At 72.5% G+C, this 14,950-nt stretch carries 10 protein-coding genes; 2 read left to right on the forward strand and 8 right to left on the reverse strand.

From position 1 onward, the window contains the following. Window positions 1-140: 140 nt before the first annotated feature. A complete protein-coding gene (locus HEP81_RS11155; protein ID WP_182789200.1) occupies window positions 141-1,370 on the forward strand; it encodes a trypsin-like serine peptidase in 1,230 nt (409 codons plus the stop codon). A 107-nt stretch (window positions 1,371-1,477) separates the two neighbouring features. On the opposite strand, the gene hflX is transcribed toward HEP81_RS11155, so the two are convergent. From hflX to miaA, 6 genes are all read right to left on the reverse strand, one after another. Beyond that, a complete protein-coding gene (gene hflX, locus HEP81_RS11160; protein ID WP_037663242.1) occupies window positions 1,478-2,968 on the reverse strand; it encodes a GTPase HflX in 1,491 nt (496 codons plus the stop codon). Window positions 2,969-3,578: 610 nt separating this feature from the next. Next, entirely contained in the window at window positions 3,579-5,189 is a 1,611-nt protein-coding gene (locus HEP81_RS11165; protein ID WP_078967746.1) for a M1 family metallopeptidase, read from the reverse strand. Window positions 5,190-5,465: 276 nt separating this feature from the next. Beyond that, window positions 5,466-7,664, reverse strand: coding sequence for a RelA/SpoT family protein (locus tag HEP81_RS11170; RefSeq protein ID WP_037663243.1), 2,199 nt, complete (start codon window positions 7,662-7,664; stop codon window positions 5,466-5,468). Window positions 7,665-7,946: 282 nt separating this feature from the next. Then, window positions 7,947-8,816 (reverse strand): diaminopimelate epimerase, encoded by an 870-nt coding sequence (gene dapF, locus HEP81_RS11175; protein WP_037663244.1) that lies wholly within the window; start codon window positions 8,814-8,816, stop codon window positions 7,947-7,949. A 97-nt stretch (window positions 8,817-8,913) separates the two neighbouring features. Beyond that, window positions 8,914-9,573 (reverse strand): hypothetical protein, encoded by a 660-nt coding sequence (locus tag HEP81_RS11180; RefSeq protein WP_037663246.1) that lies wholly within the window; start codon window positions 9,571-9,573, stop codon window positions 8,914-8,916. Between the two features lie 108 nt (window positions 9,574-9,681). Beyond that, complete coding sequence (gene miaA / locus HEP81_RS11185; RefSeq protein WP_037663248.1) at window positions 9,682-10,620, reverse strand: tRNA (adenosine(37)-N6)-dimethylallyltransferase MiaA; 939 nt, start codon at window positions 10,618-10,620, stop codon at window positions 9,682-9,684. 376 nt (window positions 10,621-10,996) lie between these two features. Between miaA and HEP81_RS11190 the strand changes: the two genes are divergently transcribed. Next, window positions 10,997-11,281, forward strand: a complete 285-nt coding sequence (locus HEP81_RS11190; RefSeq protein WP_037663251.1) for an antitoxin — start codon at window positions 10,997-10,999, stop codon at window positions 11,279-11,281. Between the two features lie 159 nt (window positions 11,282-11,440). Here HEP81_RS11190 and HEP81_RS11195 read toward each other — a convergent pair whose 3' ends face one another. Further along, complete coding sequence (locus HEP81_RS11195) at window positions 11,441-12,157, reverse strand: class III extradiol dioxygenase subunit B-like domain-containing protein (RefSeq protein ID WP_037663253.1); 717 nt, start codon at window positions 12,155-12,157, stop codon at window positions 11,441-11,443. 543 nt (window positions 12,158-12,700) lie between these two features. Continuing rightward, window positions 12,701-14,227, reverse strand: coding sequence for a tRNA (N6-isopentenyl adenosine(37)-C2)-methylthiotransferase MiaB (gene miaB, locus HEP81_RS11200; RefSeq protein ID WP_106980091.1), 1,527 nt, complete (start codon window positions 14,225-14,227; stop codon window positions 12,701-12,703). Window positions 14,228-14,950: the final 723 nt, after the last annotated feature.

Here is a 14,950-nt window from a genome sequence, read left to right on the forward strand (position 1 = left end):
CCGGCAAAAGCCGGGGGCGCCGAACGCATAGGGTGTGATGCCGTTCCGAAGGTCATGGCACCGGCCCGAACTCTCCCTGAGGGGGCCGCCGCTGCCTGGCCGAGCGCCGAAGTTCCGTCACCACACGGGGAGTCACGAGCATGCGATCCATACGGCCGTCGTCCACCGACCGGCGAGGAAGGGGCATCCGCACCCGCCGCGCCTCGACCTCGCTGGCGGCGGTCGCCCTCGCCTCGGCACTGGCGCTGACCGCCACGGCCTGCAACGGCGACGACCAAGCCGACGGCAATCCGTCCGCCTCCGCCGCGGCGGCCGGTGCCGGCGACGGAAAGATCAAGATCCCGGACGATGTGCGCCAGAAGCTCAAGGAGCACGGGATCGACATCGACAAGTGGAAGAACGGCGCCTGGAAGGACTGGAACCGCAAGGACTGGCTGCGCCAGGCCAACGACTTCATCAACCCGATCATCAAGGGCCTGTGGGACCCGGACCGGATGCGGCACGCGGGCGACCCGGACAAGGGCGTGCACGACAACGACATCTCCGGCGACCAGGGCGTGACCGACCCGACCCCGCAGCCGGTGAAGGCGCGGCAGGTCGCGGCGCCGTACCACGCCAACGCGGCCGCCTCGGGCAAGGTGTTCTTCGACTCCCCCGAGGGCCACATGGTCTGCTCGGGCACCGTCGTGGAGGACCCCGCGCACCCCGGCAAGTCCAACCTCGTGTGGACGGCGGGCCACTGTGTGCACGCCGGCAAGAGCGGCGGCTGGTACCGCAACCTCGCCTTCGTGCCGTCGTACAACAACGCGGCCCAGTCGGTCGACCAGCTCCAGCACGCCTCCCGGGAGCAGATCGCCCCGTACGGCGTCTGGTGGGCGGACGCGGCGCAGACCTCCCAGCAGTGGATCGACAAGGGCGGCGAGACCGGTGGCGACGGGGCGCCGTACGACTTCGCGGTCATCCATGTGACGCCGGAGCAGGGCAACGGCGGCAAGTCGCTGGAGGAGACCGTCGGCGGGGCGCTGCCGGTGGACTTCGACGCGCCCGCCGTGCCGAAGGTGCGGGACATGACGGCCTCGGGCTACCCGGCGGCGCCGCCGTACGACGGCCAGCTGCTCTACCAGTGCGAGGACAAGCCGGGCCGGCTGTCGATGGACCAGGCCGACCCGACGATGTACCGGATCGGCTGCACCATGACCGGTGGCGCCTCGGGTGGCGGCTGGGTGGAGACCGGCTCGGACGGCAAGCCCGCGCTGGTGTCCAACACCTCGATCGGCCCGGTGACGTCCGGCTGGCTGGCGGGTCCCCGCTTCGGTGAGGTGGCCAAGGGCGTGTACAAGTCGGTCAGCGACAAGTTCGCCGGACAGTAAGGCCGGACAGTAAGCCTTACGGATCGCCTGTACGACCGTAGGCCGGTACGGCGAAGGCCCGCCGCCCCCGAGGGGGTGGCGGGCCTTCGCCGTCGTACCGCCGTGGGTCAGCCCGCGGAGACCGGCGTGTACGGCGCCAGGTCCGCGGCCAGTTCCTCGTGCACCCGGACCTTGAGCAGGGTGCCCTCCGCGGTGTGCTCCTCGGAGATCACCTCGCCCTCGGTGTGGGCGCGCGCGACCAGCTTGCCGTGGGTGTACGGCACCAGCGCCTCGACCTCGACCTCGGGGCGCGGCAGCTCCTCGTCGATGAGCGCGAGCAGCTCGGCGATGCCCTGGCCGGTGCGGGCCGAGACGGCGATGGAGCGCTTCTCGACGCGCAGCAGCCGCTGGAGGACCAGCGGGTCGGCCGCGTCCGCCTTGTTGATCACGACGATCTCGGGCACGCCGGTGGCGCCGACGTCCCGGATGACCTCGCGCACGGCGGCGAGCTGCTCCTCGGGGACCGGGTGCGAGCCGTCCACCACATGCAGGATCAGGTCGGAGTCGCCGACCTCCTCCATGGTGGAGCGGAACGCCTCGACCAGGTGGTGGGGCAGATGCCGGACGAAGCCGACGGTGTCCGCCAGGGTGTACAGCCGGCCGCTCGGGGTCTCCGCCCGGCGCACGGTCGGGTCCAGGGTCGCGAACAGCGCGTTCTCGACCAGGACGCCCGCGCCGGTGAGCCGGTTGAGCAGGGAGGACTTGCCGGCGTTGGTGTAACCGGCGATGGCGACGGAGGGCACCTTGTTGCGCCGGCGCTCCTGGCGCTTGATCTCGCGGCCGGTCTTCATGTCCGCGATCTCCCGGCGCATCTTCGCCATCTTCTCGCGGATCCGGCGCCGGTCCGTCTCGATCTTGGTCTCACCGGGACCACGCGTGGCGAGGCCGCCGCGACCGCCACCCATCTGCCGGGACAGCGACTGGCCCCAGCCGCGCAGCCTCGGCAGCATGTACTGCATCTGGGCGAGCGCGACCTGCGCCTTGCCCTCACGGGACTTGGCGTGCTGGGCGAAGATGTCCAGGATCAGGGCGGTGCGGTCGATGACCTTGACCTTGACGACGTCCTCCAGCTGGATCAGCTGGCCGGGGCTCAGTTCACCGTCGCAGATCACGGTGTCCGCGCCCGTCTCCATGACGATGTCGCGCAGCTCCAGGGCCTTGCCGGAGCCGATGTAGGTGGCCGCGTCGGGCTTGTCGCGGCGCTGGATGACGCCGTCGAGCACGAGGGCGCCCGCCGTCTCCGCGAGGGCGGCCAGCTCCGCGAGGGAGTTGTCGGCGTCCTGCACGGTGCCGGTGGTCCACACGCCGACGAGCACGACCCGCTCCAGGCGGAGCTGGCGGTACTCGACCTCGGTGACGTCCTCCAGCTCGGTGGACAGACCCACCACACGGCGCAGGGCCGCGCGCTCGGAGCGGTCGAACTGCTCGCCGTCCCGCTCTCCGTCGATCTCGTGGCTCCAGGCGACGTCCTCTTCCATCAGGGCATCGGCCCGAAGACCCTCGGGGTAGGCGTGCGCCGTGCGCTTGGCGTCCTGGGAAGGGGAAGAAGAGGAGGTCATTGGATCCTTACGTCGATGGGAGTGCCATGGCGGCGTCGGTACGGCGGCCCGGCAGGACCGCTCGTCATGGTCAACGCTCGGGTACCCCGGGAGATTCCCGTGTCCCGCGCGGCGCCGACCCGAAGATGGTCGCACGAGGCGGCGCGCCGCGTCACCGTGTTATCGCGGGGATGGATCGGGGCCGCCGCCCCCGTTTCGCGGGTCCGGGACGACGGCGTCGCCCTTCCCTCCCGGGGCCGAAGCGCCGCCGCCTCGCTCCCGTGCCGGGGGCGGAGCGGCGCCGTCGCCGTCCCGGCCCGGGGCCGAAGCACCGCCGCCTCGCGCCCTTGCCAGGGTCGGAGCGCCGTCGCCGTCCCGGCCCAAGACCGGAGCAACGCCGCCGCCCTCCCCTCCCGGGGCCGAAGCGCCGCCGCCTCGCTCCCGTGCCGGGGGCGGAGCGGCGCCGTCGCCGTCCCGGCCCGGGGCCGAAGCACCGCCGCCTCGCGCCCTTGCCAGGGTCGAAGCGCCGCCGCCGTCCCGGCCCAAGACCGGAGCAACGCCGCCCTCCCCTCCAGGGGCCGGAGCGCCGCCGTAGGGCTCCCGTGCCGGGGTCGGGGCGCCGTCCGCCGGGTCACCTGTGGGCCGGTCGCTTGGCTGCCTTCGGGGACTTCGCGGGCGGGTCGGCGGGCTTCCAGTCCGGGTGGCCGGGCATCGGCGGGGTCTTCTCGCCGTACAGCCAGCCGTGCAGGAAGCCGCTCAGGTCCCGGCCGGCGACCTCGGAGGCCAGGGCGATGTAGTCGTCGGTGGAGGCGTTGGCGTCGCGATGGTCGCGGACCCAGAGCCGTTCCAGGCGCTCGAAGGCGGGGCGGCCGATCTCCTGCCGCAGGGCGTACAGGGCGAGGGCCGCGCCGTCGTAGACGCTGGGCCGGAAGATGCTGATCTTCTGGCCGGGCTCGGGCAGCTTGGGCTGGGCGGGCGGACCGCCGGAGGCGCGCCAGCCGTCGGAGGCGGCATAGGCGGCCTTCATCCGGTCGATCATCGGCCGGTGGCCCTTCTCCTCCGCGTACAGGGCCTCGTACCAGGTCGCGTGCCCCTCGTTCAGCCACACATCGGACCAGGTGGCGGGGCTGACGCTGTCGCCGAACCACTGGTGGGACAGCTCGTGCACCATGACCGACTCGACGTACCACTTGGGGTAGGCCGGCTCGGTGAACAGGTTCTTCTCGAAGAGCGAGAGGGTCTGTGTCTCCAGTTCGAACCCGGTGGTGGCGTTCGCCATGATCACGCCGTACGTCTCGAACGGGTACGGGCCGACCTTGCCCTCCATCCAGGCGATCTGGTCGGGCGTCTTGGCGAGCCAGGGTTCGAGGGTCTTGCGGTCGGCGCTGGGCACGACATCGCGCAGGGGCAGTCCGTGGGGGCCCTCGCGGCGCGGCACGTCGGAGCGGCCGATGGAGACCTGGGCCAGCTCGGTGGCCATGGGGTGCTCGGTGCGATAGGTCCAGGTGGTGCTGGAGCCGGTGCGCCGCGAGCCGGTGGGCAGCCCGTTGGCGACCACGGTGTAGGCGTTGGGCGCGGTGACCCGGAAGGTGAACATCGCCTTGTCGGAGGGGTGGTCGTTGCACGGGAAGACCAGATGGGCGGCGTCGGCCTGGTTCGCCATGACGAGTCCGTCGGTGGTGGGCACCCAGCCGCCGTCGCCCTTCTGGTCCCCGGTGGGCCGGGGGTCGCTGGTGTGCCGCACGGTGATCCGGACCCAGTCGCCCCGGCGCAGCGGCTGGACGGGGGTGACGACCAGGTCCTCCCCGGCGCTCTGGAAGTCCGCGGGGACCCCGTCGACCTCGACGGAGCGGACGGTGCCGCGCGCGAAGTCCAGGTTGAGGCGGTCCAGGTCGGCGGTGACCCAGGCGTCGATGGTGGTGACGGCCTGGAGCGGCTTGTCGTTGGCGCCGGGGTAGGTGAGGTCCACGTCGTACGACGCGACGTCGTATCCGGGGTTGCCCAGCGTCGGGTACAGCCGGTCACCGATGCCGAGCGGCACGGGCGGGGCGGCGGCCCCGAGCAGGCACAGGGAGCAGACGGAGGCGGCGGAGGCGAGCAGGACGGCCTTGCGGCGGCGGGGGGCAGTCCCGCGCCGGGGGCCGGAGGCGGGGGCGGACCGCTGTCGGGTGGCGGGGACAGAGGTGGCCGGGTGGTGGGTGGCGGGGGCAGGGGTGGCCCGGTGGCCGGGGTTGAGCAGCATGGACCACCGCTACCAGCGCCCGCCCGCCGCACGTCGACGACGCGCGCCTGTCCCACTCGAACGGGTTGCCCGCGGTGGGCGGGGCGCCGGAACGTCCGGCCCATCCCTGAGCGGCCGCCCGCCCCGGCCGACGAAGCGGCCCCGGACGCCCGGCGCACCTGGGGACGGCCCGCCGAGGAGGTTCGCGGGCGCGGTGCGGCGGCCCGCCGAGAGGTTCGCGGGCGCGGTGCGGCGGCCCGCCGAGGAGGTTCGCGGGAGCGGTGCCCGGTCCGGCCGCTACGGCAGTCTCGGTGCCGGTGTCTGGTTCTGGGTGCGGCTCACGTCGTAGACGCCCGGGACGTCGCGCATGGCGCGCATGAGGGCGGGCAGGCCCGCGGCGTCGGGGAGTTGGAGGGTGTAGGTGTGGCGCACCCGCTGCTCGCTCGGTGGTTCGACCGTGGCGGAGACGATGTCGCCGCCCGCCAGCGCGATGGCCTCGGTGAGGTCGGCGAGCAGACCCCGGCGGCCGAACGATTCGGCGACCAGGGTGACCCGGCACGCGGTGCTCTCCCCCCAGCGGACTCCGATCTCCGTGCGCCCCCGGCTCTTCATGTGCGCCACCGCGACGCACTCCACACGGTGCACGGTCACCACCCCCCCGCGTACCGGGAAGCCGGTGATCTCGTCGGGCGGCACGGGCGTACAGCATCCGGCGAGGCGTACGGCGGCGCCGGGGCGGTCGGTGCGGACGTCGGCGCCCTGGGGGCGTCCCCCGGGCCCGGACTCGTGGGAGCGCCGTTCGCGGAAGTCGGCGTCGGCACGGTACCCGGCCGGCTCGTCGGCGGGGGCGCCGCCGCCGGGGTGCGTGGTCAGCCAGCGCTGGATGGCGATGCGGGCGGCCGGGGTGTGGGCGTGCTCCAGCCACTCGCGGGAGGGCTCCGAGGCGGGGTCCTGGCCCATGAGGAGTTCGACGGTGTCGCCGTCCTTCAGGACCGTGCTCAGCGTGGCCAGGCGACCGTTGACGCGGGCGCCGATACAGGCGTGCGCGTCCTCGCCGTACTGCCCGTAGGCGGCGTCCACGCAGCTGGCGCCCTCGGGCAGGCCCAGGGTGCCGCCGTCCGGGCGGAAGACGGTGATCTCCCGGTCCTGGGCGAGGTCCTCGCGCAGGGTCGACCAGAAGGTGTCCGGGTCGGGCGCGGCCTGCTGCCACTCCAGGAGGCGGGAGAGCCAGCCGGGCCGGGTGGGGTCGGCGCGCTCGCCGTCGACGGGGTCGTCGGCGCCCGGGCCGTCCGTGGCGGTGGCGTCCGTGCCGGAGGCGTAGGGGTTGCCGAGCGCGACGACGCCGGCCTCGGCGACCTTGTGCATCTGGTGGGTGCGGATGAGGACTTCGACGACCTGCCCGTCGGGGCGGGCGACGGCCGTGTGCAGCGACTGGTACAGGTTGAACTTGGGTACCGCGATGAAGTCCTTGAACTCCGAGACCACCGGCGTCATACAGGTGTGCAACTCGCCCAGCACGCCGTAACAGTCGGCGTCCTCGCCCACCAGCACCAGCAGCCGGCCGAAGTCGGCACCCCGCAACTGCCCCCGTTTACGGGCCACTCGGTGCACGGAGACGAAGTGACGCGGGCGGATGAGGACTTCGGCGGAGATCCCGGCCTCGCGCAGCACCCCGCGCATCTCCTCGGCGACCACGGCGAGCGGGTCGGCGGTGCGGGCCGCGTTCTCCGCGATGAGTTCCCTGGTGTGCTCGTACTCCTCGGGGTGGAGGATGGCGAAGACCAGGTCCTCCAGTTCGGTCTTCAGGGCCTGGACGCCGAGGCGTTCGGCGAGCGGGATGAGGACGTCGCGGGTGACGCCCGCGATCCGCTCCTGTTTCTCGCGGCGCATCACACCGAGGGTGCGCATGTTGTGCAGCCGGTCGGCGAGTTTGATCGACATCACGCGCACATCGCTGCCGGTGGCCACGAGCATCTTGCGGAAGGTCTCGGGTTCGGCGGCGGCCCCGTAGTCGACCTTCTCCAGCTTGGTGACGCCGTCGACCAGGTAGCGGACCTCCTCGCCGAACTGCTCGCGCACCTGCTCCAGCGTCACCTCGGTGTCCTCGACGGTGTCGTGCAGCAGCGAGGCCGTCAACGTCGTGGTCTCGGCGCCCAGTTCGGCGAGGATGAGGGTCACGGCGAGCGGATGCGTGATGTACGGCTCGCCGCTCTTGCGCATCTGGCCGCGGTGCGAGGACTCGGCCAGCACATAGGCGCGGCGCAGGGGTTCGAGGTCGGCGTCGGGATGGTGTGCGCGGTGCGCCTCCACCACATGGCCGATCGCGTCGGGCAGTCTGTCCCGGGCGGTCGGCCCGAGCAGCGCGGCCCGGCCGAGCCGGCGCAGGTCGATCCTGGGCCGGGACTTCCGGCGCACCGACGCGGGTGCCACAGCGGCCGTCGCGGCCGTGGGCACCACCGGGACCGGGGTCGAGGGGTTCGTGGCCTCCGCACTCATGGGCACCTCCGGCTCGTGGACCGGCGGACGGAGCCCCAGGGCATGCGCGGCTCAGGGTGCCGACGCTCCCCCGTCCGTGCCGGTGCTTGATGCTATCGAGCCCACCACGTGCGACAGACCGCCTCTCGCCGAGCGTGAAACGGATCACCCATTCGAGCGACAAAAAGGAGGTTTAAGTTTTGCGCCACCTGCCCTGGCGTCGTCCGTGGATTCGATCCGGCCCCGGCCCCCGGAACCGCTGCTCCGGCTGTCCGAGGCCGTCATGAGGGTGGTTTCGGCAGGTCAGCGAAGCGCGTTTTCCAGCCACTCGCCGTCGATCGCGCCTTCGGCGACGATCACCGCGGGGCCGGTCATCTCGATCTGTCCGTCCGGCCGTTCGGTGATGACCAGGCGGCCGCCGGGCACGTCCACGGTGTATGTCGCGGGGGTGCCGGTGACGGCCGGGTCGGCGCCGTCCCGGCGGGCGGCGGCCACGGCGACGGCGCAGGCGCCGGTGCCGCAGGAACGGGTCTCGCCGGAGCCGCGCTCATGCACCCGCATCGCGACATGGCGGGGGCCGCGGTCCACGACGAACTCGACGTTGACCCCGTCCGGGTAGGCGCCCTCGGGGCTGACCGGCGGCGGGCTGTACAGGTCACCGGCGTGCGCGAGGTCGGCCACGAAGGCGACCGCGTGCGGGTTGCCCATGTTGACGTTCCGCGCGGGCCAGCTGCGCTCGCCGACGCGCACCGTGACCTCTCCCTCGGGCAGACGCGCGCCGCCCATGCCGACGGTCACGTCCCCGTCCTTGGCGATGTGCACGCTCTTGACGCCGCCGCGGGTGGCGATGGTGAGGTCGCCCTCGGCGACATGCCCGGCGTGCTGGAGGTAGCGGGCGAAGACGCGGACGCCGTTGCCGCACATCTCCGCGATCGAGCCGTCGCCGTTGCGGTAGTCCATGAACCACTCGGCCTCGCCGGCCAGCTCCCGCGCCTCGGGGTGCGCGGCGGAGCGCACCACGTGCAGCACACCGTCGCCGCCGATGCCGGCCCGGCGGTCGCACAGGGCGGCCACGGCGGCCGGGGACAGCTCGATGGCGTTGTCGGGGTCCGGGACGATCACGAAGTCGTTCTCCGTGCCGTGACCCTTGAGGAAGGCGATCCGCGTGCTCATTCCTCGATCGTACGGGGTCGGTACGACAGAGGTTCCACGACGGCGACGGGGCCGCGGCGGCAGGGGCGCCCTGCTCCAGGGGCCTGCTCGGGCCCGGTCAGCGCAGCCGTGCCACGCGCCACACGGCGAGTACGGCCACCACGGCGACCAGCAGGGCGTAGCCGAGGACGACGCGCCAGTCCGGGCGGCGGCCGGAGCCGCGCGGGGGCAGGCCGGGCCAGGTGTAGCCCACGCGGCGGGCGGCCATCATGCCCCAGCCGGCGGCGCAGCAGCAGATCAGCAGGCCGAGCATGGCGATGACCGCGCCGCTGTCGCCGTCGAAGGCGAGCGGGAAGGCGAACATCAGGGAGCCGACGGCGGACAGTCCCACGATGGGCGCGAGCTGCCAGATGCGCAGCCGGCGCTGCGGGCGCAGCTCGACCTCGACCTCGGGACCGCTGGTGTACATCTCCTCGGGCGCCGGACCGTCCTCGGTCACGCCGTCCGTGGTCTCGTCGGGCCCGTCGTCGGCAAGCCGGTCCTCGGCCTCGGCTTCCACGAGGGGATGCTCGCCCTCGGGCACGAGACCGTCGTCGAAGCCGTCGTCGAGGCTGTCCCGAAGACCCTCCCTCGGGACCTCCACAAGGTCCTCGCGGAGATCCTCTCGGGAACCCTCGTCCTGGGTGCCTTCTCGGGGCCCCTCGTCCTGGTCCGCTCGGTCACCCTCGGTGGTGACGCGCTCGGCACCCGGTGCGGTGTCGCGAGGGCCGGCCTCCATCGCCACGCGCCCTCCCAACTAGGACTCCACTTGGTCGATCGAAGCACGATGATGGCACGGCGCCGAACGCGCCGATGACCGGCGGCGCATCCCGATGCCATCACGTGATCAGGCTGTGACCGGCCGTTCGACCAACGTCAGGGCCTGCCCCGGAAGTTCCCCCCGGTCGGCTTCGGCGCCGCTCAGCCAGTGCACACGGGGGTCGCGGCGGAACCAGGAATCCTGCCGGCGCGCGAAGCGCTTGGTGGCGCGCACGGTCTCGGCGCGCGCCTCCGCTTCGGTGCAGTCACCGGCCAGCGCCGCGAGCACCTGCTGGTATCCCAGCGCGCGCGAGGCCGTACGCCCCTCGCGCAACCCCCGCGCCTCCAGGGCGCGTACCTCGTCCACGAGACCGTCGTCCCACATCCGGTCGACACGGCGCGTGATCCGGTCGTCCAGCTCCGGGCGGGCCACGTCGACGCCGATCTGGACGGTGTCGTAGACCGAGTCATGGCCCGGGAGGTTGGCGGTGAAGGGCTGGCCGGTGATCTCGATCACCTCCAGGGCACGGACGATACGGCGGCCGTTGCCGGGCAGGATCGCGCGCGCGGCCTCGGGGTCGGCGGCGGCCAGGCGGGCGTGCAGGGCGCCGGAGCCGCGCAGCGCCAGCTCCTCCTCCAGGCGGGCGCGGACCTCGGGGTCGGTGCCGGGGAACTCCAGGTTGTCGACGGCGCCGCGGACGTACAGCCCGGAGCCGCCGACGAGGATCGGCCAGCGGCCCTCGGCGAGCAGTGCGTCGATATGGCCGCGGGCCAGCTTCTGGTACTCGGCGACCGAGGCGGTGGCCGTGACGTCCCAGACGTCCAGGAGGTGGTGGGGTACGCCGCCGCGCTCCTCGGGCGTCAGCTTGGCGGTGCCGATGTCCATCCCCTGGTACAGCTGCATCGAGTCGGCGTTGACGACCTCGCCGCCGAGTTGCTGGGCCAGGAAGACTCCGAGATCGGACTTTCCGGCCGCGGTGGGTCCGACGACGGCGATGACGCGGGGGGCGGGGGATGCGCTGCTCACCGCACCAGTCTCGCAAACCTCGCGACGGGGTCTCGAACGAGTTACGTGACAGAGGCTGTCGCCGGGTCGTTGCCCGGGGCGAGGTGCCCTGTGCGGGCCGCGCGAGGCGGTGACCCGGGCGGCGTGGCCGTACGCACCGTGTGACGCGGGAATTCGCCCGCGCGAGTACCGTATGGAGTGGATATGGGCATGATTTCACGGCTCCTGGGCAGGTCGAAGTCGACTCGGCAGGCGTCGGTGGAGGCGGCCGAGGCGGAGGAGACGGAGCTGGTGCGGGCGGCCGGCACGGACGAGCCGCCGGAGGCCACTCAGATCCCCGGCAGCAGTCCGCCAAGGGCGTCGGCAAGTAACCCGCGAGGGAAGGTGGATCTGGACCATGGGTCTGTTCGACAACATGAAGGCCAAGCTCGGCCCGGCCAAGGACAAGGTGTCCGACCTCGCGCGCCAGCACGGCGACAAGGTGTCCCAGGGCCTCGACAAGGCGGCCAAGGCCGTCGACGACCGCACCAAGCACAAGTACAGCGACAAGATCCAGGCGGGCACGGGCAAGGCGAAGGACGCCATGGACCGGCTGGCGCACATGGACGAGCATCCGGACGGCACGCCGGGCGCGGAGCCGAATCCGCCCACACCGCCGCAGGGGCCGCCGCCGGCTTCGTGAGCGTGCCCTAAAGGGTGTTGCACAACGCAGTCAGCGCTGGTTTCACCCCATGATCTGCCCTGAGTGCGTCACTTTGTCCGATTTCATGGCGACTGGCAATGCCTGCTGATGTTCGCACGAGGCGCTGCGCGATCTTCCGGACCGATGTGCAACACCCTTTTAGGACCAGGTGGCGACCATGTAACCCACCCCGTACGGCGCGTCCTCGTACAGCAGGCTGCCGTCGAGGTCCGTGCCCTCGGCGGTGCCGGCCAGGATCTGCCAGGGGGCGCGGCCCGACGACTTCAGGGTGCGGGCGAGGTCGGCGTCCAGGGAGAGCAGGGCGGGGAGGTCGGCGGCGGCCAGGGCGCGGGCGGCCGCGGCGTCGTACGGGGCCGCGCGTTCGTCCAGGTAACCGGGGGCCTTGACCGTACGGCACGCACTCCCGTCGCCGAGGACGAGGAGGGCCACGCGATCGGCGCGCTCTCCGAGTTCCCGCCCCCTCCCGGCGCACCGCTCGGGCGCGAGCGTCTCCTCCACGCCAAGACCCTCGACCGGGGCGTCCGCCCAGCCGGTCCGCTCCAGCAGCCAGGCGCCGACGGCCAGCGAGGACGGCAGCTCGCGCTCCGCCGTCGCGCCCTGTGCGCCGCCCCCCAGACGGACGTCCAGGTCGACGCCGTACCCCTTGAACGACCCGCGGCCGCCTTGCGGGAACACCCCGCCCTCGCCCGGTCCGGCGGGCCCGACGACGATCAGCAGATCCGGCCGGGCGGCCGCGAGCACACCGAGCGCGTCCGCACAGGCCGCACGCACGGCGTCCATCTCGGGCGCGGCACCCACGGCGACCTCGGGCACGAGCAGCGGCGGACAGGGACAGACGGCGGCGGCGACAAGCATGATCGGCAGAGTAACCCGCCGCGCTCACGGCCGGGCAGCCTGGCAGGGGCTATGGCCCCGCCGGTGCCAGCGCCCCCCCTGCACGGGCCTGGCCCTCACGAAGTCGGCGGCCGGAGCCGCCGCACGCACCGGCGCAGCCTCACGGGCCCGGTCGCCACCCACCGGTGGACTGGAGCCTCACCCCGCGCACGACACAGCCGGGCAGCCGGCCGGGGCCCGCGCCGCGGCGCGGGCCGCCCCCAGGGTGTGTCGGCGCAGTTTCATGGCCCATTTCCTCGCCGACAGACACCAGGAACCGTCCCTGCGGCACCGACGCAAACGAGCAGCCCAGCCCCAGAGCCGCCGCCGACCGGTGCCAGGAGCCGTCGCCCTGCCACCGGCGCAGGCGAAGGGTCCGGCCGGGGCGCGTCTCCCCGTCGGTGTCAGCCCGGCTTCCGTGCTGGCCCCCTAGGTGTCAGCACCACCTCAGCGCCCGCCGAGCTGAGCCGTCGCCCCGCACGGTCGCCCCCTCGGTCACAGCCGTCCCTCAGGCACAGCCGTCCCTCAGTCGCAGCCGCACCCGCTGGTCGCCGCCGGGAGGGGGGCCGGGGCGCCGATCTGGGGGAGGCCCAGCATGACGCCGGTGGGCTTGGCGGCCGCCTCGGACGTGCGCTTCTCCCAGGCGTCGCCCGCGCGGGTGCGGCGTACGGCGAGGACCTGGCCCTCGGCGAGGAGGTGGTGCGGGGCGGCGTACGTCACCTCGACGGTGACCACGTCGCCGGGCCGTACCTCCTGCTCCGGCTTGGTGAAGTGGACCAGGCGGTTGTCGGGGGCGCGCCCGGAGAGCCGGTGCGTGGCGCCGTCCTTGCGGCCCTCGCCCTCCGCGACCATCAGCTCCAGCGTGCGGCCGACCTGCTTCTTGTTCTCCTCCCAGGAGATCTCCTCCTGGAGGGCGACGAGCCGCTCGTACCGCGCCTGCACGACCTCCTTGGGGATCTGGTTCTCCATGGTCGCGGCCGGTGTGCCGGGGCGGATGGAGTACTGGAAGGTGAAGGCCTGCGCGAACCGCGCCTCGCGCACGGCGTGCAGCGTCTCCTCGAAGTCCGCCTCGGTCTCGCCGGGGAAGCCCACGATGATGTCGGTGGTGATCGCCGCGTGCGGGATCGCCGCGCGCACCTTCTCGATGATCCCGAGGTACCGCTCCTGCCGGTAGGAGCGGCGCATCGCCTTGAGGACCGTGTCCGAGCCGGACTGGAGCGGCATGTGCAGCTGCGGCATCACGTTCGGCGTCTCGGCCATGGCGGCGATGACGTCGTCGGTGAAGTCACGCGGGTGCGGGGAGGTGAACCGGACCCGCTCCAGGCCCTCGATGTTGCCGCAGGCGCGCAGCAGCTTGCTGAAGGCCTCGCGGTCGCCGATGTCGGAGCCGTACGCGTTGACGTTCTGACCGAGCAGCGTGATCTCCGAGACGCCCTCGGCGACCAGCGCCTCGACCTCGGCGAGGATGTCGCCGGGCCGGCGGTCCTTCTCCTTGCCGCGCAGCGCGGGGACGATGCAGAAGGTGCAGGTGTTGTTGCAGCCGACGGAGATCGAGACCCAGGCGGCGTACGCGCTCTCGCGGCGCGTCGGCAGCGTGGAGGGGAACGCCTCCAGCGACTCGGCGATCTCGACCTGCGCCTCCTCCTGGACGCGGGCGCGCTCCAGCAGCACGGGGAGTTTGCCGATGTTGTGCGTGCCGAAGACGACGTCCACCCAGGGCGCCTTGCGCACGATGGTGTCGCGGTCCTTCTGGGCGAGGCAGCCGCCGACCGCGATCTGCATGCCGGGCCGGGACGCCTTGCGCGGCGCGAGCCGGCCGAGGTTGCCGTACAGCCGGTTGTCGGCGTTCTCCCGTACCGCGCACGTGTTGAAGACGACGACGTCCGCGTCGCCGTCGGCGTCCTCCGGCGCCCGCACGTACCCGGCCTCTTCCAGCAGCCCGGCCAATCGCTCGGAATCGTGGACGTTCATCTGGCACCCATAGGTGCGGATCTCGTAGCTCTTGGGTGCGGGCACGTCCACTGCGGGGCTCCGGTCGCTGCTGCTGGTCATGGCTCAAGGGTAGGCGGTCCCGGGGAGGGGTCCGCCGCCCCGTTCACCAGGGCCCGGTTCCGGCCAACGGGCGGGCAAAGAGCACCCCAGGAGACCTGGTCGCCCCTTCGGCGACGACCGGGAAGCGGAATGTCCCGTTACCGGGATGCGCCCATCGAGTCCCGGTTTCCGGAATCGGGACCGGCACGGGAATGCCCGCTTTACGGCGGCCGCCGGATTTCGCCGACGACATATTCGACCGCTTGACCGTCTCCGGCGGGCGCTGCTTGGCTACCCCCGGATTCACCTGGCCAGACCCGCTATACAGGGAGTTTTGTGCGTACGGGGGAAATTCGCCGATCTCTGTCGGGCCCGCTCCACCTGGAGATTGACGGGCCCCCAGTCGCGCCCGCGGAAGAATGCGCCGCGCATATGTGAATGATAAATCATCGATGCCCTGAGGTGATCTGAGGCGACTACAAGGCGATCCGGGCCGACCCGGTTCGATTCGATTCGATTCGGCCTTGATCCGATTCGAGCCGGCCTCGATGACCTTGATGACCTTGATCCGATCCGGTGCGGCCTTGATCGGCGTATTCGTTCTCCGCTGCCCTCGCCCCGCGCGCAGGCCCGCCCGCATCCCGTACTCACCCCACGCACCACACGCGCACCGCACGCACCGCACCGCCGCCTTCACGCACCGTCCTACCGGCACAACTCGTCTGTGACCCCCAGGAAGAGGGA

Origin of the sequence: Streptomyces griseofuscus, from assembly GCF_014673495.1 — a bacterium.
In the GTDB taxonomy this organism is placed as follows: domain Bacteria; phylum Actinomycetota; class Actinomycetes; order Streptomycetales; family Streptomycetaceae; genus Streptomyces; species Streptomyces murinus.